17 protein-coding genes are annotated in these 17429 nt (G+C 44.9%); 8 read left to right on the top strand and 9 right to left on the bottom strand.

The window, feature by feature from the left end; genetic code table 11:
* Positions 1-141: 141 nt before the first annotated feature.
* The 6 genes from IRB79_RS00925 to IRB79_RS00900 all read left to right on the top strand — a co-directional run bounded on the left by IRB79_RS00925 (position 142) and on the right by IRB79_RS00900 (position 7359).
* Positions 142-1551: a sucrose-specific PTS transporter subunit IIBC gene (locus IRB79_RS00925; protein ID WP_243506350.1), complete on the top strand. Its 1410-nt coding sequence runs from the start codon at positions 142-144 to the stop codon at positions 1549-1551.
* Positions 1552-1581: 30 nt separating this feature from the next.
* Entirely contained in the window at positions 1582-3021 is a 1440-nt protein-coding gene (locus tag IRB79_RS00920) for a glycoside hydrolase family 32 protein (RefSeq protein WP_243506348.1), read from the top strand.
* 21 nt (positions 3022-3042) lie between these two features.
* The gene (locus IRB79_RS00915; RefSeq protein ID WP_243506346.1) at positions 3043-3984 is read left to right on the top strand and encodes a PfkB family carbohydrate kinase; all 942 of its coding nucleotides are present in this window, start codon (positions 3043-3045) and stop codon (positions 3982-3984) included.
* Between the two features lie 273 nt (positions 3985-4257).
* Positions 4258-5769: a malate:quinone oxidoreductase gene (locus tag IRB79_RS00910; protein ID WP_243506344.1), complete on the top strand. Its 1512-nt coding sequence runs from the start codon at positions 4258-4260 to the stop codon at positions 5767-5769.
* A 243-nt stretch (positions 5770-6012) separates the two neighbouring features.
* Positions 6013-6402, top strand: a complete 390-nt coding sequence (locus IRB79_RS00905) for a helix-turn-helix domain-containing protein (RefSeq protein ID WP_243509690.1) — start codon at positions 6013-6015, stop codon at positions 6400-6402.
* 84 nt (positions 6403-6486) lie between these two features.
* Entirely contained in the window at positions 6487-7359 is an 873-nt protein-coding gene (locus IRB79_RS00900) for an AraC family transcriptional regulator (protein ID WP_243506342.1), read from the top strand.
* A 224-nt stretch (positions 7360-7583) separates the two neighbouring features.
* Here IRB79_RS00900 and IRB79_RS00895 read toward each other — a convergent pair whose 3' ends face one another.
* The 7 genes from IRB79_RS00895 to IRB79_RS00870 form a co-directional block, all read right to left on the bottom strand.
* Positions 7584-7721, bottom strand: coding sequence for a YvrJ family protein (locus IRB79_RS00895; protein WP_019380521.1), 138 nt, complete (start codon positions 7719-7721; stop codon positions 7584-7586).
* Between the two features lie 69 nt (positions 7722-7790).
* Positions 7791-8009: a DUF2922 domain-containing protein gene (locus IRB79_RS00890; RefSeq protein ID WP_243506340.1), complete on the bottom strand. Its 219-nt coding sequence runs from the start codon at positions 8007-8009 to the stop codon at positions 7791-7793.
* A gap of 36 nt (positions 8010-8045) precedes the next feature.
* Positions 8046-8210, bottom strand: a complete 165-nt coding sequence (locus IRB79_RS00885) for a DUF1659 domain-containing protein (RefSeq protein WP_431833457.1) — start codon at positions 8208-8210, stop codon at positions 8046-8048.
* On the bottom strand, positions 8159-8263 hold the full coding sequence (locus tag IRB79_RS28200; RefSeq protein WP_431833405.1) for a DUF1659 domain-containing protein: 105 nt from the start codon (positions 8261-8263) through the stop codon (positions 8159-8161). The genes IRB79_RS00885 and IRB79_RS28200 overlap by 52 nt, the downstream gene beginning before the upstream one ends.
* A 74-nt stretch (positions 8264-8337) precedes the next feature.
* The gene (locus tag IRB79_RS00880; RefSeq protein ID WP_243506338.1) at positions 8338-8823 is read right to left on the bottom strand and encodes a sigma-70 family RNA polymerase sigma factor; all 486 of its coding nucleotides are present in this window, start codon (positions 8821-8823) and stop codon (positions 8338-8340) included.
* A gap of 193 nt (positions 8824-9016) precedes the next feature.
* A complete protein-coding gene (locus IRB79_RS00875) occupies positions 9017-9829 on the bottom strand; it encodes a hypothetical protein (protein WP_243506336.1) in 813 nt (270 codons plus the stop codon).
* 203 nt (positions 9830-10032) lie between these two features.
* A complete protein-coding gene (locus IRB79_RS00870) occupies positions 10033-10737 on the bottom strand; it encodes a DUF421 domain-containing protein (RefSeq protein WP_243506335.1) in 705 nt (234 codons plus the stop codon).
* A 170-nt stretch (positions 10738-10907) separates the two neighbouring features.
* Here IRB79_RS00870 and IRB79_RS00865 point away from each other — a divergent pair, with 170 nt between their 5' ends.
* Positions 10908-11057, top strand: coding sequence for a hypothetical protein (locus tag IRB79_RS00865; RefSeq protein WP_197217394.1), 150 nt, complete (start codon positions 10908-10910; stop codon positions 11055-11057).
* Positions 11058-11101: 44 nt separating this feature from the next.
* Here the strand turns inward: IRB79_RS00865 and IRB79_RS00860 are convergent, their stop codons facing one another.
* Complete coding sequence (locus IRB79_RS00860; RefSeq protein ID WP_243506334.1) at positions 11102-11587, bottom strand: hypothetical protein; 486 nt, start codon at positions 11585-11587, stop codon at positions 11102-11104.
* 183 nt (positions 11588-11770) lie between these two features.
* Here IRB79_RS00860 and IRB79_RS00855 point away from each other — a divergent pair, with 183 nt between their 5' ends.
* Positions 11771-13465 carry a methyl-accepting chemotaxis protein gene (locus tag IRB79_RS00855; RefSeq protein ID WP_243506333.1) on the top strand — a complete coding sequence of 565 codons (1695 nt, stop codon included), beginning with the start codon at positions 11771-11773 and terminating at the stop codon, positions 13463-13465.
* A 163-nt stretch (positions 13466-13628) separates the two neighbouring features.
* On the opposite strand, the gene IRB79_RS00850 is transcribed toward IRB79_RS00855, so the two are convergent.
* Positions 13629-17381, bottom strand: coding sequence for a S8 family serine peptidase (locus tag IRB79_RS00850; protein ID WP_243506332.1), 3753 nt, complete (start codon positions 17379-17381; stop codon positions 13629-13631).
* Between the last annotated feature and the right edge of the window lie 48 nt (positions 17382-17429).

Below are 17429 nucleotides of genomic sequence, written 5' to 3'. Positions count from 1 at the left end.
GTAATCGATTTCATAGGTAGGATTAATCGATTACACTTTTATTTTTGTTTTTATGGAATCGATTTCACAACGGAACGTTCCATTATTTTTTATCCAATGTGGAATCGATTCCACAAACGTATGAAAATAGGGGTGAAGAGAATGTCGGAGTATCGTAAAATTGCGGAGGAATTAATTGACGCTGTCGGAGGCAGGGAAAATGTTCACTCAGTAGCCCACTGTGCGACCAGGCTGCGGATCATGGTGAATGATAAGGAAAAAATTGATCAGGAAAAGGTTGAAAGCATCAATAAGGTAAAAGGAGCTTTCTTCAATTCAGGCCAATATCAGATTATTTTTGGCACGGGAACGGTTAATAAAGTCTATGAAGAAGTATCCGGCCTGGACATTGAATCCATGTCAGCATCAGAGCAGAAACAAGAAGCGGTTAAAAGCGGTTCTGCTTTCCAAAGGGCGATCCGGAAATTCGGGGATGTATTTGTGCCGATCATTCCAGTCCTTGTCGCGACAGGACTCTTTATGGGATTGCGCGGACTGGTGATGCAGGAGGAAATTCTCGCTTTATTTGGCATGACGGCATCTGATGTGTCAGAAAATTTCATTTTATTCACTCAGGTACTGACGGATACGGCGTTTATTTTCCTGCCGGCTCTTATCGCCTGGTCAACCTTTAGAGTATTTGGCGGGACGCCTATTATCGGTTTAATCCTTGGCTTGATGCTTGTAAGTCCTTCCCTGCCTAATGCCTGGGATGTAGCAGGTGGAAATGTTGAACCGATTTACTTTTTTGGATTCATTCCGGTTGTCGGCTATCAGGCATCTGTCCTTCCAGCCTTTATTGCCGGGATTATTGGGGCAAAATTGGAGAGGGTCATTCGAAAACGGGTGCCGGATGCGTTGGATTTAATTATTACCCCGTTCTTAACCCTTCTGATCATGATTGGATTATCGCTTCTTGTCATTGGGCCGTTATTTCATATGGTGGAGCAGGGCATCCTGGATGTTACTACGACTGTGCTCTCATGGCCGTTCGGGATCAGCGGCATCCTTATCGGGGGTCTTAATCAGCTTATCGTTATCACTGGTGTTCATCATATTTTCAATATGCTGGAGATCCAGCTATTGGCTCAATATAAAAGCAATCCTTACAACGCAATTGTTACATGTGCCGTTGCAGCACAAGGCGGTGCAACCTTAGCAGTCGCTTTAAAAACACAATCAGCCAAATTAAAGGCTTTGGCTTTTCCATCTGCTTTATCTGCGTTTTTGGGAATAACCGAGCCAGCATTGTTCGGTGTCAATCTGCGCTACGGAAAGCCGTTTGTCATGGGACTGATTGGCGGAGCTGCCGGCGGGTTCGCTGCCTCCCTGCTTCAGCTGAAAGCGACAGGAATGGCCGTTACCGTTATTCCAGGCACCCTTCTTTACTTAAATGGCCAGGTTCTGCAGTACATTTTAGTCAATGTGATTGCCATCGCAGTGGCCTTTGCCCTGACCTGGATGTTTGGATATTCGGATAAGGCAAAGAAAGAAGTGGAACAGGGACAGTAACAGAAATTTCAACAGCAAGGATGTTCTAAAATGACTGAAATAGATTTATTCAAGAAGGCCAGCGGGGAAGCAGAAAAAAACAGGCATTTGGTTAGGCAGGATCCTTACCGGTTGAAGTATCATCTCATGCCGCCTGTCGGCTTGCTGAATGATCCCAATGGCTTAATCCAGTTCAAGGGTGTTTACCATGTATTTTATCAATGGAATCCGTTCGACACTGCACATGGTGCCAAATATTGGGGACATTACTCATCCAGGGATCTCGTCCATTGGAAGGAGGAGCCTATCGCGCTGGCTCCTGATCAGTGGTATGACCGGAATGGCTGCTATTCCGGCAGTGCGATAGATCATGATGGAAAGCTTTATCTCTTTTATACAGGAAATGTGAAGACGGAGGAGGGCAAGCGCGAGACTTATCAGTGTCTTGCCGTTTCAGAAGATGGCATCCATTTTGCCAAAAAAGGGCCTGTCCTGGAGCTGCCGAAAGGGTATACCGCTCATTTCCGGGATCCGAAGGTCTGGGAAAAGGATGGGCACTTCTATATGGTAGTTGGAGCTCAGACCCCCAATCAGGAGGGTGCCGCTGTCCTGTTTGCTTCGAAGGATTTATACCATTGGGAGGAAAAAGGGAAGATTGCCGGCGCATGGATGAATGGTCTAGAAGACTTCGGTTATATGTGGGAATGTCCGGATTTATTTGAGCTGGATGGCCAGGAGATATTGCTTATTTCACCGCAGGGGCTTGAGCCGAGCGGGTATGAATACCATAACCTTTTTCAATCAGGGTATTTTGCCGGAAAGCTTGATTACGAAAAAGCGAAGTTTAAACATGGTTCCTTTGCTGAGCTGGATCGCGGCTTTGATTTTTATGCACCGCAGACGTTTAAAGACGATTCAGGCAGGCGGATTCTTTATGGATGGATGGGCATTACAGATGAAGCTGAATCCAGCCAACCAACTGTTCCTTATCGCTGGATCCACGCATTGACCATGCCAAGAGTGCTTGAAATAAAAAACGGAAGGCTTATCCAGACGCCTGTAAAGGAATTAAAAAATCTCCGCAAAGATAAGATGGAGCTCCATAATATGGAGATTAATGGAGAAAGCCTGCAACTGGACGGATTAAGGGGAAAAACGGCCGAACTGATGCTGGAATCCTTTAAGAATGTAAAGGGAATATTCAAAATGGATTTACGGAATGAGGCCTCTCTTACTTATAATCCGGATCAAAAGGAAATCCAGCTGAAAAGAAGAAATGTAAAAACAGGAATGCAGGAGTCAAGAATCTGCAAAATTTCAAGTCTATCCAAACTGCATGTGTTTATGGATCAGTCTTCACTGGAAATTTTCATAAATGGCGGAGAGGAAGTGTTCACCGCACGATATTTTCCTGATCCTGAGGATGAAACGATTTTCTTTAGCGGGGATGCAGGCTTTTCGGTATCCATGTGGAATCTTGAGGATAAATAACTTATTTGAATGAGGTGTACTATGAAAGGAGTTCTATGTTTAGGGGAAGCTCTGATTGATTTTATTCCCCTGACTTCTGATAATTCAACCTATCAAAAGGCTCCGGGCGGGGCACCGGCTAATGTTTCGGTTGGAGTTTCGAAGCTTGGAGGGAAGGCTGCCTTCATCGGGAAAGTCGGAAACGATGTCCTCGGGCACTTTCTGCAGGATACCTTGAAGGGGTACGGGGTCCATACACAATATATGAAACTGACGGATGAAGCGCGGACAGGTATTACGTTTGTGACGTTAGAGCCCTCTGGTGAACGGGATTTTAGTTTTTATATTAACCCAAGTGCAGATAGTTTCCTGAATAAAGATGAGATCGACTGGTCCATTTTTGAAGAATATAAGATTTTTCACTTTGGCTCGATTTCACTGATTCATGAGCCTTCGAGAACTGCAGCCCTTCAAGCAGTGAAGAGGGCTAAGGAAATGAACATGATTATTTCATATGATCCGAATCTCCGCTTGGGATTGTGGGATTCTGCGGACAGGGCGAAAGCAGAAATTATGGCGACTCTCCCCTATGCTGATATGTTAAAAATTTCGGAGGAGGAACTCACCTTTTTAACGGGGTGCAGTGATATTGAGGAAGGAATATCCCGGCTGCCTGAAAATCAGCTGACAATCGTTACATTGGGCAGTGACGGCAGCCTCTTCCGCTGTAAAGATGAGATTGGGAAAATTCCTGCATTGCCATACAAGGTGGTGGATACCACCGGTGCCGGAGATGCATTCGTTTCCGGGCTCCTTTATTGCATAAATGAATCTCCTAAAGCTTTTGAGGAGCATTCGCATGACGAGATAGCTTCCATGGTTCGCTTTGCAAATGTGTCAGGAGGCCTGGCTGTAACCAGAAAAGGCGCCATGACCGGTCTTCCCTGCCTGGATGAAGTGCAGGAAATTCTTAAAAAGACATAATTTTACCAAACAGCAGACAAACCTTCCAATAATGGAACCGTTTTGTCTGCTGTTTTGGTTCCCGAAAAGCCCCGCGCCACTTTCTAATTTGTCTAAAATAGTATATAATTATCAGATAATACTAGCTATCTTACCCGATCAATCATTATAATAGAATAGAATGTGTATTTTGTGTGACGGAAAAGGTGTGTCCTTGGGTGATGCCTTTCTAGTGGTGACACCTGAGCAGCGCCTGCAGTTTTTGGCAAATATCTGGGATAAGGAAGGTTTAAAATGAGCAGCGTACAGAACAAAACAGACGTTATCTTAATTGGTGCCGGAATCATGAGCGCGACTTTGGGGTCTTTACTGAAAGAGTTAGCACCTGAATGGGAAATCAAAGTGTTTGAAAAGCTCGAAAGCGCAGGAGAAGAAAGCTCTAACGAATGGAATAATGCAGGGACGGGACATGCTGCATTGTGCGAGCTTAACTATACATCTGAAAAATCTGATGGATCAATAGATATTACTAAAGCGATTAATGTAAATGAACAATTTCAGCTTTCCAGACAGTTTTGGGCTTATCTTGTAGAAAACAACCTGATTCGCAATCCGCAGGACTTTATTATGCCAATCCCTCATATGAGTTTTGTTCAAGGGGAAAAAAATGTATCGTTTTTGAAAAAACGTTTGGAAGCGCTGTCAGCTAATCCGCTGTTTCAGGGCATGGAATTTTCCGATGACCCTGAAAAGCTGAAGGAATGGATTCCGGTGATGATGGATGGCCGCACTTCGGACGAGCCAATTGCAGCTACCAAAATTGACTCTGGTACGGATGTCAACTTCGGTGCGTTAACGCGCATGCTGTTTGACCATCTAAAGAGTAAAAATGTCAATGTTCATTATAAGCACAGCGTTGAGGATTTGAAGCGTGCTGATGATGGATCATGGAACGTCAAAGTTCGAAATATGGAAAGCGGCACAACCGAAAACCATCAGGCGAAGTTCGTATTCATCGGCGGCGGTGGCGGAAGCCTGCATCTGCTGCAGAAGACGGGCATCCCTGAATCCAAGCATATAGGCGGATTCCCGGTAAGCGGACTGTTCCTCGTCTGCAACAAACCGGAAATTGTCGAGAAGCATCATGCAAAAGTGTACGGAAAAGCCAAAGTAGGTGCACCTCCAATGTCCGTACCACATTTGGATACAAGGTTTATTGATAACAAGAAATCCCTGCTGTTCGGACCATTTGCCGGCTTCTCGCCGAAGTTCTTAAAGACAGGTTCCAATTTGGACCTGATCAAGTCCGTTAAACCGAATAATGTCATCACCATGCTGGCAGCTGGTGCAAAAGAAATGGGGCTGACAAAATATCTGATTCAGCAGGTCATGCTATCCCATGAACAGCGTGTCGAAGAATTGCGTGAGTTTATTCCAAACGCTCAGAGCGAAGACTGGAGTGTCGTGGTCGCAGGCCAGCGTGTGCAGGTTATCAAGGATACGCCTGCCGGAAAAGGAACCCTGCAATTCGGCACCGAGGTAGTCAGTGCCTCAGATGGCTCGGTTGCTGCCTTGCTCGGAGCTTCTCCGGGTGCTTCAACAGCCGTTAACGTCATGCTTGAAGTATTGCAAAAATGCTTCCCGCAGTATATGGAAGAGTGGCATTTTAAAATCAAGAAAATGATTCCGTCCTATGGTATGTCACTATCGGAAAATCCTGAGCTGTTCCATGAGATTCATGAATCAACAGCACAGGTGCTGGGACTGAGCGAAGCAGAAAATCAAAAAGAGCTGGCCTATACCTGATCTTTACCAGATGGAACCTTTGACCCTAAATGCGGGTTGAAGGTTCTTTTTTATATGCTGAGAAACCAGTGGTAAAGCCTTGCAACCTAAGCTTGCGTCCCCCTGCAACCATTCCTATCTTTACTTTTGGCCAAAAATTTTACCATAATGGGATTATCGATTTGCAGAAAGGTGATTGTGAATATGATTTTTGCCGAGAAGCTGAAAAAGTAGAGGAAAGAGAAAGGATGGTCACAGGAGGAACTGGCTGAAAAGCTGTTTGTGAGCCGCCAGTCTGTTTCCAAATGGGAAAATGGCCAAAACTATCCCAGCATTGAAATTATTATTAAACTGAGTGATCTGTTTGGGGTTACAATTGATGAATTGTTAAGGAGTGACGGGGAATTGACAGAGAAAGTGATAAAGGACAGCAGGCAATTGGCTTATCCCAGATGGAAAGTATTCTTTGATTGTTTATTTTTGATAGGGTCCGCCATGCTAATCATTAAACTATGCATTTTAGGCCTCAATAAATTTACTGCACTGGACACTCCTCTTCGCGGATCTTTTTTCTGGAATTTCGGTCCTTTATTCTTAATGCTGGGCGGTGCGATTTTCTCTGACACATTAAAAAAGAAATATAAAAATGAGTAACGCAATCCTGCATTCTTGTGCATGGATTGTCGGGCGCCCACCATGCAGCTCCTGCTATTCTGTAGATACAAGGAGGTCATCGATATGGATTTGCTGCAAAATATGAATCTGGCGATGAGGTATATTGAAGAGCATTTAACGGATGAAATTGACTTCAAAGTAGCAGCAAAGATTTCGTATTGCTCGGAATACCATTTTAAACGAATGTTTTCCTTTCTTGCCGGTGTATCGCTTTCCGAGTATATCCGCAGGAGACGGCTGACATTGGCTGCCTTCGATCTGAAGGATAAGAATGCCAAGGTCATTGATGTAGCCATGAAATATGGGTATAGCTCGCCTGATTCGTTTACGCGGGCATTCCAGCAGCTTCATGGCATCACTCCTTCAGAAGCCAGGAGTGATGGCCATGCCCTTAAGGCTTATCCGCCGATGACCTTCCATTTATCTATTAAGGGAGGAAATGCAATGAACTATCGTATAGAAGAAAAAGATGCCTTTCGGATTGTGGGCTTAAAGAAGAGGGTACCGATCATTTTTAACGGGGTGAATCCGGAGATTGCAGCCATGTGGAAGAGTTTAGATGAACAAATGATTATTAAACTTAAAAGTTTATCGAATACAGATCCCCTGGGTCTGATTAGTGCATCAGCAAATTTTTCTGAAGGAAGAATGGAAGAAAAGGGGGAGCTTGATCATTATATAGGGGCAGCTACCACGAAGGAATGTCCAGAGGGTATGGCGTCCCTTGAGGTTGAAGCATGTTCATGGGCAGTTTTTGAAGCGGTGGGGCCATTCCCTGAAACGCTTCAGAATATCTGGGGACGCATCTACTCGGAATGGTTTCCTTCCTCTTCCTATCAGCAAATAGAAGGGCCGGAAATACTCTGGAATGAAAGTAAAGATACCACTTCCCCGGTATTTCGCAGTGAAATCTGGATTCCGGTTGCAAAAAAATAGGACTCCCCAGCAGCTAGTGGAGTCCCAGATATTTATATAAGTATTAACATTTGGAATTAGATAACTGTCTAGCTCTCCAGCGCCTGCCCCTCGAGGTCACAAGCTTGTCTTGCTGCGGCTCCTAGGGACTCGAGAAGTAAGCCATTCCTTCCAGAAGGAAAGAACACCTTCTTGCAGGGCTCGACTTATGCTTGTCGGGAATGGGCAAGGCGCCTTCCGCTTTTCTATTCTTTCAGCCGATCCGGCAATCCCTGGATTGAGGACACGACCACATCAAGCTTGGCTTCGATCCGGTTCAGCAAAAAAAGCGTGACCACAATCGGGAAGCCGAGTTCGCTGATCAGGGTGACCATCTGTTCCATCCTATATGCTCCTTTCTATTTTACAAGCTATAAAAAAGGCCGGGTTCCAAAGAATCCGGCCTCATTCCTTTACACTAATTCGTAATCAGTCACATTGCGCTCTATTAATCTAGCACCTTTGGCAGAAACAAGGTCACCGCCATTGCCGTCAAATGCGTTCACTGCAATGATTTGTTCCATCACTGCCTTCACAGCTCCCGGATCAATTGGCTCCTTCGGGCTGTCAACCGATAATTTGGTTTCTTTGCCAAGCTCCGTTACAAATGTCATTTCAAGTGTCTTCGCCATTCCTTTCACCTCCCGCTTTGTTATTTTCAACAAGAATTAGCCTAAAATATCGAAGCTGTCATTTCTGTTCATCTCTGTCAGCGGGTAGCTTGATAATCCGGCGATTGCCTGTCCCACTGTGAAAAGCTGGTCCGCTGTAGCGGATTGCTTCACCTGTTGTAGGTTTTTGATTTGTAGACAGGTTTGCCCTGTCCGTTCAATCCTGTTTCAAAAACCAGGCGAAGCTTTGAATCAATGATGATTGCCTGTGCCATTCTTGCTCACCTCCCTTTCACCTATATAATCGAAATGAAGGCTGTAAAAAGACAGGGTGGGAAAAATTTTTTTATTAATCTTGCTGAAGGGTGGCCCTGATTTTTGTCAGGGCGCCTTTTTTCCAGGCTTTTACCGCTGAAACTGTTACTCCATGCTGTTCGGCAATCTGTTTGACTGACAAACCATAGAGGAAAGTCGATAGGACCCAGATGGTCTGATTTTTGGTGAGGCTGCTGCAGTAAGAAAGAAGCTGCTCTTCTTCGAGTGGCTGATGTGTATAGGAAGATTCCGCTGGTGACCAGAATTCTTCACTCCGGGTGACAGTGGTGTTTTTCTGCATCCTGGTTTTTCTCAATTCATCAATCAGCTTCTGTTTAACGATGCTATAGGCGAAGGTCAGAAACTTTCCCTTTGTATGGTCAAATAGATTCCATGCCTCCCAAAGCCGGATGAGGGCGATTTGAAAATACTCTTCCTGATTTTTATAAATACTCAAAGATCGAATAATCTGATGAATCATCGGTTCATATTGTGCTGCCACTTGCTCAAAGCTCTCCATGCTGGAATCCCTTCAGGAAAGCGCGCTCTCTAAGTATTCCCGGGTAGCTCAAACATAGCTTTTTCATCATTTTTTTGCGAATGGAGAAAAAGCTGTAAATCGGCAGTTAACACCCCTTAACTCCGGAGTTAGGGGGTCTAAGTCCGGAGTTAAGGGGTCTAACTTGAGAGTTACGGGCAGTAACGAAGTTTTTTTATTTTATATAAAAAAATTTCGCAAACAAATCCTCTTCACGCGCTGAAAAGCCCATTTCGAATAATTCTTCGTAATACTGCTCTTCAAATTTTCTCGTTAAAATTCCATAGAAATACGCGATAGGACGGGCGATTGTACAGGTTTTTATTTTCCGGATCAGCTGTTTAAAAGCATGGATAGCTCTATCCAGCACCACGTTCATATTTTGTTCACAATTGTGCTTGTAAGCGGCTATGGCTGTCATTCTCCAGAACTCCTCAATCTGCTTTGCTTCCGGAAAAAAGGAACGGGCAAGTTCCAAAAATGCTTTTGGAACACGATCACTGGTAAAGCTGTAATCAAGTCCGGTTTCGGAACGTTTAGTATTCTTTTGATTTTTATTAGTTTTAGAAAGATTGATAGTTTTATTAGGGTGGTCCATTTTTTTCTTTTTTGGTGGTCCACACTTGGGGAAACGATTAAATACATACAAATTGCTGGACTGGGAGCCGTTTTTTCTTTCCGTTTCATGAACGGTAAAGAGACCGAGGCTTGCGGCCTTGGCTGCCATTCTTTTAAAAGTGGAGCGGGAAATGCCATTGCCGCTGTATTCCTCATGAATGGCTTTTAACACAGTCCCGATCTTGGCATTGGAAACACCGGGAACCTTAGCGGCAAAACGAACAAGCCGTTTCAGCCCAACAAGTTCTCCCTTCGAAAACTCATTCTTATGTACGGCAAGCCACATTTCCAGATGGGTATTAAACTCCTGAAGATCTTTAAACTGAGAAAACTGTTCAAACTGGTCCACACTGCCTGATTTAAGATTCATATCTCTGCACCGCCCTTTCATCATTGATAATCGAAATGAAAGGGGGGAAAAGACAGGGGGATTGAAGAAAGATGTGACAGAATGGTGAAAAATTTTATACCTGTGTCCCCGCTGCCTGTGGCGGCTGTTCGAGCCATTTTTCCCTAATGGCAATCAGCAGGCCTTTTCCATAAAAGAGAGACATGTCTTTGGCAATGCCCAAATTAGTGATATAAAAATACCTTCAAGGTTCCTTTGCTGTCCAGGGTAGCTAACAGAACGTTATTAATTTCTGTTTGATAGCAGCGTTCTAAATGGGAGATTAGCCATCTTTCGTCCTTTTGTATGTTTTGCAGCTCTTTTTTATCCACTTTGCCTTCCTTAATGATGGTTCTGGGCATATCGAATGGTTCAGCATTCCTTTGGAGGAAATCAGGTGTAATGGGCTCATATTTGGGGTCTAAAAAGAAGGAAATGCTCCCGTTGGCCTCCCATAGAGCCAGCGCCACCTTTTTTACATCTTCTACTTTTTTCTCGCGTAATTCCTCCAGCAGCACATCAATGGATATCCTTGCTTTGTTTAAGCCCTTGTAGATGATTTCTCCATTCTGCACAAGGGGGATAGGCTTGCTGTTTACCAGTCTTCTAACCGCTGGCCATTTCAGGATACTGAATAAACTGATCAGGTAAAGAACCACAAGTACAGTGGTTGTAACAATTGAACCTTTTAGTCCTAGCTCCTCATCTGATAAGGGATGGGCAATAATATTGCCTATCACTAAAGCCATTACTAAATCCAGGAGTCTTAATTGGGAAATGGCACGCTGCCCCAGCACTTTGGCAACAATGACTAAGAAGAAATAAGCGATGACAGCCCTGAGTCCCCACTCCAAGGCAGAAAGTGAGTGCTGACTCTGTAAAAAATCCATTTATGGCACATCCTTTAATCTGCGTAAAAAGTAAGCTTGCATAGTTCAGCTTTATACAAGTGTTTTCCTATCCAGCTGCAAATATTCAAAAGGGAGGAAGGTTTGTAAATTATTAACAATACATATATGATTTGTCTTTTTGAAAAACTAAGAGAAAGGAGGTTATCTAAATGAAAAAATACTTATTGATGCTTTTTCTATCTCTATCTTTCGTAACGTTAACGGGCTGCGGAAACGATGAAAAGCCTGAGGAAGACGAACAGGTTGAAGATGTGGAAGAAGAGGATGAAATTGGCGACGGCGAAGTGGATGATGAGTAAATACTAGCCTTGAAAAAAGGAGTGCCCATCCCAGGCACTCTTTTTCATGTGGAGGATAAACACAAAACAACGATCTTATAAGGTGTGGTCTGGGCAGGTATGCTTTTGGTAGACGGACCATAGATTACAACTAAGTCTCTGTTTGCGGGGCTGCCGGTAAAGGCCTGCCCATTTGTCAGCACCATCTGGGTATACGGCGAGACGTTTAATTGCAGCTGGCCATCACTGCTGACTAGTTGGCTATTAAAATAGTCCGTTTTCACATTTTGGTGAGAAGTATGTTTTACGACCACAAGCGCACGGTATTGAGGAGGATATATCAGCGGAACAGGAGCATTGCCGTCATAATATCCAGTAATGATGTCCCCCGCAGACAGCATGGTTTGATCTAAAACGTAAGTGGAAGGAGATACGATGAAATTGACAGTTCCCCCCATTCCATTATCAGCGGAAATGATTTTATGGCAGCCTTCTCCATTAAAATTAGAGATCTGAGTAACGGTTCCCGTGAAATATTGAAAATTGGTCATGTCCTTCCCCCGTTCTTATAAAATAAAGCCTCGGATTTAACCAATATATTAAAACAGCCCACATTACGTTCCTTTTAAATTTACAAAACATTACTCTTCACCCAATCTTTACATTCAATTTACATTCGGTCTGTATAATTTTCTTATAGGTCATTAGTATGATATTTTGGGGGTTTTGGATAAATGAAGAAGCGACTGGACAACTTTGCGGCAGCCTTCAGCCATAAGCTGAATCTGGGCACAAGATTATTGGCACTGTTTTTTACCCTGCTGCTGCTATCGATAGCGGCAGTCGGAGTTAGTTCCTATCTTAAAACAAAGGACATGGCAATCAAAACAATTGAGGATAGACTGGCAAGAGAAGCGGAATTAATGGGCTATATAGCGGAAAACTTAAAGTTTGTGTATGTAAGTGATGATGCGTACTTTAAGCAGCAGCTCGAGGCCAGTGTCCGTTCTCAGCAGAAAAAGCTGCAGTCGGATGGGATTGACTCTGATTTTTTCTATCTTGCAGATAACAAGATTACGCCTTTTAAGGTCAGCAGCAAGAGGGATGCCACTTTTTCAAGGGATACAATCAGTAAGATCAGCGCAATGAAAAATGGCGTCATACACATTGAGATGAATGGGACAGATTATACAGCGGCCTTTCAGGAGATGAAGGAAATTAGCGGAGTCTATGTAGTCCTCATCCCGGCAAAAGCGTATATGTCTGATGTGCATGCGATCGGGTATTTTATGATTGCAGCGATTGTGGTCAGTTTATCGGCTGCTTCGGCTATTATCAGTCTTTTTGTAAGAAAAGTAACAAAGCCTTTGAACCTATTAAGAAACACCATGCGGGAGGTCCGGGAAGGAAACCTGCAAAACCCGCTTGAGATTCATACAGAAATTCCCGAAATTGCTTCTCTGCAGAAAAGTTATAACAGCATGATTGAACAAATGAGGAGCCTGCTGCGGGAGCTGACCGGCACAACGAAGGAGCTGGAGAGTACGGGCAATGAGCTGAAAGGGTCCTCCTTCAGCGCTCTTGAAAGCGGACAGCAGCTGGTATCAGCCATTCACCTTGTGAAAATAGGGGCAGAGCAAACCGCTGCCAGTTCTGAAAATAGTGCGTCCAGTTTTAAAGAAATGAAAGATAAGTTCGAAGACATGTTTTTACATATGGAAAGTGTAAACCGCAGCTCAGAGGTGATGAATGATTCTGCCAGGCGCGGCGGGAACAGCATCAGTGATCTGATCGCTGCCATTCATTCCTTTGGCTCGGAGTTTGGAAAATTGACCCTGACAATAAAAGAGGTCAAAGACCATTCCTCAGCGATTACAAATCTTGTCGGAATGGTAAAAGGGATTGCTGAACAAACAAGGCTGTTATCCTTAAATGCTTCCATCGAGGCTGCCCGTGCGGGAGAGGCAGGGAAAGGCTTTGCCGTGGTCGCAGGAGAAGTCAGGAAATTGGCTGAGCAATCTGCAGGTGCTGCAGAAGATATCACTCAGGGAATAAGAAATATGGAGAATATAACACTCAGGGCTTCAGAGGAATTTGACCAGCTACATACAGAGATAAAAGGCAATCTTGAGATGGCAGGCCAATCCAAAATATCATTGGACGAGCTGATGAATGAGATTTCTAATGTAAGCGGAAAGCTCCAAACCATGCAAACGGAGCTGAAAGGCCTGGAAAAAACATTGCCGCAGCTTGAACAGGGGGCTGAACAGTTCTCCTCTGTTTCACAGGAAACATTGGCCAGTGCAGAAGAAATGCTCGCCGCCAGTGTCATTCAAACAGGACAGATGGAGAAAACGGATGAAATTGGGATGAAACTCAACTCTCTGGCAAGGTCATTGTCTGAAATGACAAGCCATTATAGGGCATAGGAATTAGAAAAGCGTAAGGAAAGGCTCTTGAATCCTCAAAAGCTGCCCTAGCGGGTTGCGGTGTTAGACGGATCTATTAAAAAGTGAACCAGGCATTGGGTGCCTGGTTCACACATTCTCTGTAAGCAATCCACTGCTTAACAAGAGCTTCATCCTTTATTCATTATTTTAATCCATAAGCCTTGATAATCTCCTGATTTACACGATTGCCTGCATCATCCCATGCACTGGCACGCAGGGAGACAGAGCTTCCCTTCATCTTTGGATGCTTGATTTCGGCAGTCCAGCCATTGCCCTTGGAAACTAATTTTGCCGCTTCCCATGTCTTTCCTTCATCAAAGGAAACGTCAAGGCTGGCTCCTTTTATTTTGCCGTTTTCAGGAGCATCGGCTATTTGAACAGCTGATAAATCAAGCTTCTTTTTACCGGCCGTGGAGTTGCCTGACATGTCAGTATCCACTTTATAATCAAGTGAAATCAGCGGCAGAGCAGTCTGGAATTCTTCTTGCTTCTGTGACCAGAATGTCCACTCCGTATGTGTACGGACTGATGTGTTCCAGCGCTCTGCATCACGGGCAGCATCACTTACGAGTTTGTACTGGGTTTTCTCTGCCGGAAATTCATTAAATAAGTAGAGTGCCTGGCCCTTTCCTTCTTTAACCAGCTTATCCCCTTGATATAGCTTTAATGTCTGATCGCCAGGGTAATTCATGTCTGCTCCCGTATGTCCAGGTCCTGAGTCAGCCCAGGCAGGAACATTTAATATCAAATTATTGCCTGAACGGTATGGAGCCCAGAAACCATCACCAAAACGAGGACGGACCACAGGTGAAAACCATTCTTCATTCAATGTCTGACCCGGTGTATATTCTACTTTTGGCTGTCTTACTTCCCACTGGGCATCAAGAACACCAGCCTGGTGGTACCATGATGTACCTTTTTGCGCCGATACCCACTCTGTTCTGACAGACGGAAGTGACAGGGTCTGCAGGAAACCTACTCCGGCAAAGCTGTGCGCCAGGATATCGTACCGGAACTCAGCGCCCGGTGCAGGACGATCTGATTTATATTCAGAATTGATTTTGACAAGGTCCTTCGATTTCGGAGAATAGTTTACCTTTTTAGGCACTGCCTGATGATGCATATCCACCAGGTCATATAAGTAATCCGAGTCAGGTGTACCCTCGACTTCTAAGGTCAATTTTCCGGACTTGGCAGCTGCGATGAGCTCTTTGCCTTCAGTGCCGCTGATGCCAGCAACCGGGAGAGGGCTGTTGGAAAGTGAAAAATCTTCATTTTCTATTCCCACCCATTCACTAAGCTCCTGAGGTCCATCATTAACGGTAATCAATAGTTTTGCTCCTGCTGCTAACGCTGCTGCCGCACGTTCTGATCCTGTTAATTCATCACTGCGCTGCACAATTGCGGCTTTCCCTTTTACATCCAGCTTTTCATAATCCTCTGGGGATCCATTTCCGGCATAGACAGCATTCAAATTATACTTCCCGTTCAGAAGAGTGCTGCCTGCCTGAGGGATATCATCCAGTTCCTTTCCTTTGTAACCGATTGTCAGCATTGGTTCTGCCAGGCGCCAGCGCGTAGCCTGTGTGAATTCACCAGCGTTTACTTTCTCTGTAGGTGCAGCGTACATTTTATCCACCACTACCGGCATAATGTAAATGTCATTCACCTGGTTTCCATTGATGCTGCGGTAATATTCCATCTTCCGATAATTGGCTTCTGTTTCTTTCGGAACATCCACAGTAATTTCGTTGGCCATGCGGGCATCCAGCATAACTGTCTGAGGGCCATCCAGGTTAATTTCCGGGTCGCCGACAAGCGCTACACCTGCATGATCTGTATCTGCATCAACACCCATCATCGACATAACTGAATACGTTCCTTTCGGCAGCCGCAGCTCCTTCGTGCCTTCCACTGACATAAACTGTGGTTCGCCAGTTGGTCCCAAAAGGTAGAAGTATGCAGAGGCAGCTTCTCCGTCCCGGTCAATTGCCTTTATGGTAAGCGGGTACCTTTCATCTTCTTTAATCATGCCTAATGACGTATGAACAACCTTTTGGCCTTCCGCTGAAGCACTGATATGTCCCTGATAACGGGCGCCGAAATCACCATTATTCGGATCTAGTGTAACGGTAACCTCAGCACTTCCATTAGCTGGAACAGTCACTTTTTCTGATGAAAGCTTTACCATTCCGGCAGGAGCATCGGTGTCATGGCTATCTTTCATCGATACTGACAGATCCAATGTCACATCCTGTCCGCTGTCGTTTGTATACGTAATGGCCTTCTCAGCCGGTACATCATTCTCATGAGGCCAGTCATAGAAGCCAAAGTCGAGGGAACCAGTGGCTCTTATATTACCAAGCACTGCAGCTTCAGCATCAAGACGGCCAGTTCCGCCTTCAAAAGGCTTAATGTCCTCTAGCTTCTTTGTGGTGCTCATCAGAGCTTCCTTAAGCTGTTCCCCGGTCCAGTCAGGGTGGCGCTGGGAAAGAAGGGCTGCAGCTCCAGCAACATGAGGTGTTGCCATTGAGGTGCCATCCATGCTCATGTAAGAGCCGCTTCCCTGGTTCGTATATTGAGAACGTGCTGCCATGATTCCTACTCCAGGAGCAGTAAGATCAGGCTTTAATCCTGAGCTTCCAAAGCTTGGCCCTTTAGACGAGAACCAGGCAAGATTGTCAGACTTGTCCACGGCGCCAACAGTAAGAGCTTCGTCAGCAGCTCCTGGCGATCCGATTCCTTCACTGCCAGTGTTCCCGGCAGCAATAACAAACAAGGAACCTGTTTCTTTACTAAGATTGTTCACAGCTTGAGCCATTGGGTCTGTTCCATCGCTTGGTTCAGAACTCCCCAGGCTCATATTGACGACTTTGGCATTTTCAGCAGCCCATTCCATTCCATCTATAATCCATGAATCCTGGCCAAAGCCTTCATCACTAAGTACTTTTCCTACAAGGAGACGGGCACCAGGAGCCACACCCTTATTCCGTCCTTCAGAAGCTTCACCTGTGCCAAGTACTGTGGAAGCTACATGTGTTCCGTGTGCATGTCTATCGGTTACTTCCTCTCCTGGCACAAAGCTCACTGCCTCATCCAGCTGGCCTGCAATGTCCGGATGCTCTGAATCAATTCCGGTATCAAGAACAGCCACCTTTACGCCTGTTCCATCATAGCCGGATTCCCAAGCTGAAGGGGCTCCTATCTGTGGGACACTTTGCTCAAGAGAAGCTTCGACACGGCCATCCAGCCAGATTTTTTCAATGCCTGGAGCCAGTGCAGCCTTAGTTTTCTTAGAAGTTTTGTTTGCTTTAGTAATTTCTTTCCAGAATTCCTTTGTTTCTTTCTTATCAGCTGAGACTGCAACACTATCTATGCTTTCAAGTACATGGGTTTTCTTTGAGCCTTTTGGGGCTGGATGAGCATCAGCTGAACGGCCTTTGGACTCGGAATATTGAATGATGACCGGCAATTCCTTTTGATTTTCATCATCATAGCCATCTTTCATTAAAGCCGTAATATTGAATAGATCCTGGTCTAAAAATCCGGAAGCCAGATATGGCATAGCCTGATCAGGAATGACATACGTTTCCTTGTTGGCTGTCAAAATACGTGCTCCACTTGCGGAAGGGTCCGCTGGTTCAACATGAATGATATTCTTTCCATCTGCAAATTCGGTTACAGTTACGACATCACCTGTAATAAGGGTAATGACATGCTTGCCTTTACTGGCTTTTGCATTCATCCCTTGCAGATCAGTTATGGCCGCTTTGCCATCTGCACCTTTTAGGATGCCTTTTCCTGAATCATCAGCCGAAGCCTGCAGGGGCGGAACAGCCAGCATAGCAGCAGCCATGGCAGCTGTTAAATACTTTTTAAACCTGAAATCTCCCATTCGTGAGTATTCTCCTCTTCAAAAGTATAGTGGTTTACCCTTAAAGCA

The organism is Cytobacillus oceanisediminis (assembly GCF_022811925.1).
GTDB classification, from domain to species: Bacteria; Bacillota; Bacilli; order Bacillales; family Cytobacillaceae; genus Cytobacillus; species Cytobacillus oceanisediminis_D.
This window is presented reverse-complemented; position numbering and strand designations above follow the sequence as displayed.

Excerpts from the sequence above, each read along its gene's own strand:
- IRB79_RS00925 (WP_243506350.1), top strand. The coding sequence starts at position 142 with ATGTCGGAGTATCGTAAAATTGCGGAGGAATTAATTGACGCTGTCGGA.
- IRB79_RS00920 (WP_243506348.1), top strand. The coding sequence starts at position 1,582 with ATGACTGAAATAGATTTATTCAAGAAGGCCAGCGGGGAAGCAGAAAAA.
- IRB79_RS00915 (WP_243506346.1), top strand. The coding sequence starts at position 3,043 with ATGAAAGGAGTTCTATGTTTAGGGGAAGCTCTGATTGATTTTATTCCC.
- IRB79_RS00910 (WP_243506344.1), top strand. The coding sequence starts at position 4,258 with ATGAGCAGCGTACAGAACAAAACAGACGTTATCTTAATTGGTGCCGGA.
- IRB79_RS00900 (WP_243506342.1), top strand. The coding sequence starts at position 6,487 with ATGGATTTGCTGCAAAATATGAATCTGGCGATGAGGTATATTGAAGAG.
- IRB79_RS00895 (WP_019380521.1), bottom strand. The coding sequence starts at position 7,721 with ATGGAACAGATGGTCACCCTGATCAGCGAACTCGGCTTCCCGATTGTG.
- IRB79_RS00890 (WP_243506340.1), bottom strand. The coding sequence starts at position 8,009 with ATGGCGAAGACACTTGAAATGACATTTGTAACGGAGCTTGGCAAAGAA.
- IRB79_RS28200 (WP_431833405.1), bottom strand. The coding sequence starts at position 8,263 with ATGGCACAGGCAATCATCATTGATTCAAAGCTTCGCCTGGTTTTTGAA.
- IRB79_RS00880 (WP_243506338.1), bottom strand. The coding sequence starts at position 8,823 with ATGGAGAGCTTTGAGCAAGTGGCAGCACAATATGAACCGATGATTCAT.
- IRB79_RS00875 (WP_243506336.1), bottom strand. The coding sequence starts at position 9,829 with ATGAATCTTAAATCAGGCAGTGTGGACCAGTTTGAACAGTTTTCTCAG.
- IRB79_RS00870 (WP_243506335.1), bottom strand. The coding sequence starts at position 10,737 with ATGGATTTTTTACAGAGTCAGCACTCACTTTCTGCCTTGGAGTGGGGA.
- IRB79_RS00865 (WP_197217394.1), top strand. The coding sequence starts at position 10,908 with ATGAAAAAATACTTATTGATGCTTTTTCTATCTCTATCTTTCGTAACG.
- IRB79_RS00860 (WP_243506334.1), bottom strand. The coding sequence starts at position 11,587 with ATGACCAATTTTCAATATTTCACGGGAACCGTTACTCAGATCTCTAAT.
- IRB79_RS00855 (WP_243506333.1), top strand. The coding sequence starts at position 11,771 with ATGAAGAAGCGACTGGACAACTTTGCGGCAGCCTTCAGCCATAAGCTG.
- IRB79_RS00850 (WP_243506332.1), bottom strand. The coding sequence starts at position 17,381 with ATGGGAGATTTCAGGTTTAAAAAGTATTTAACAGCTGCCATGGCTGCT.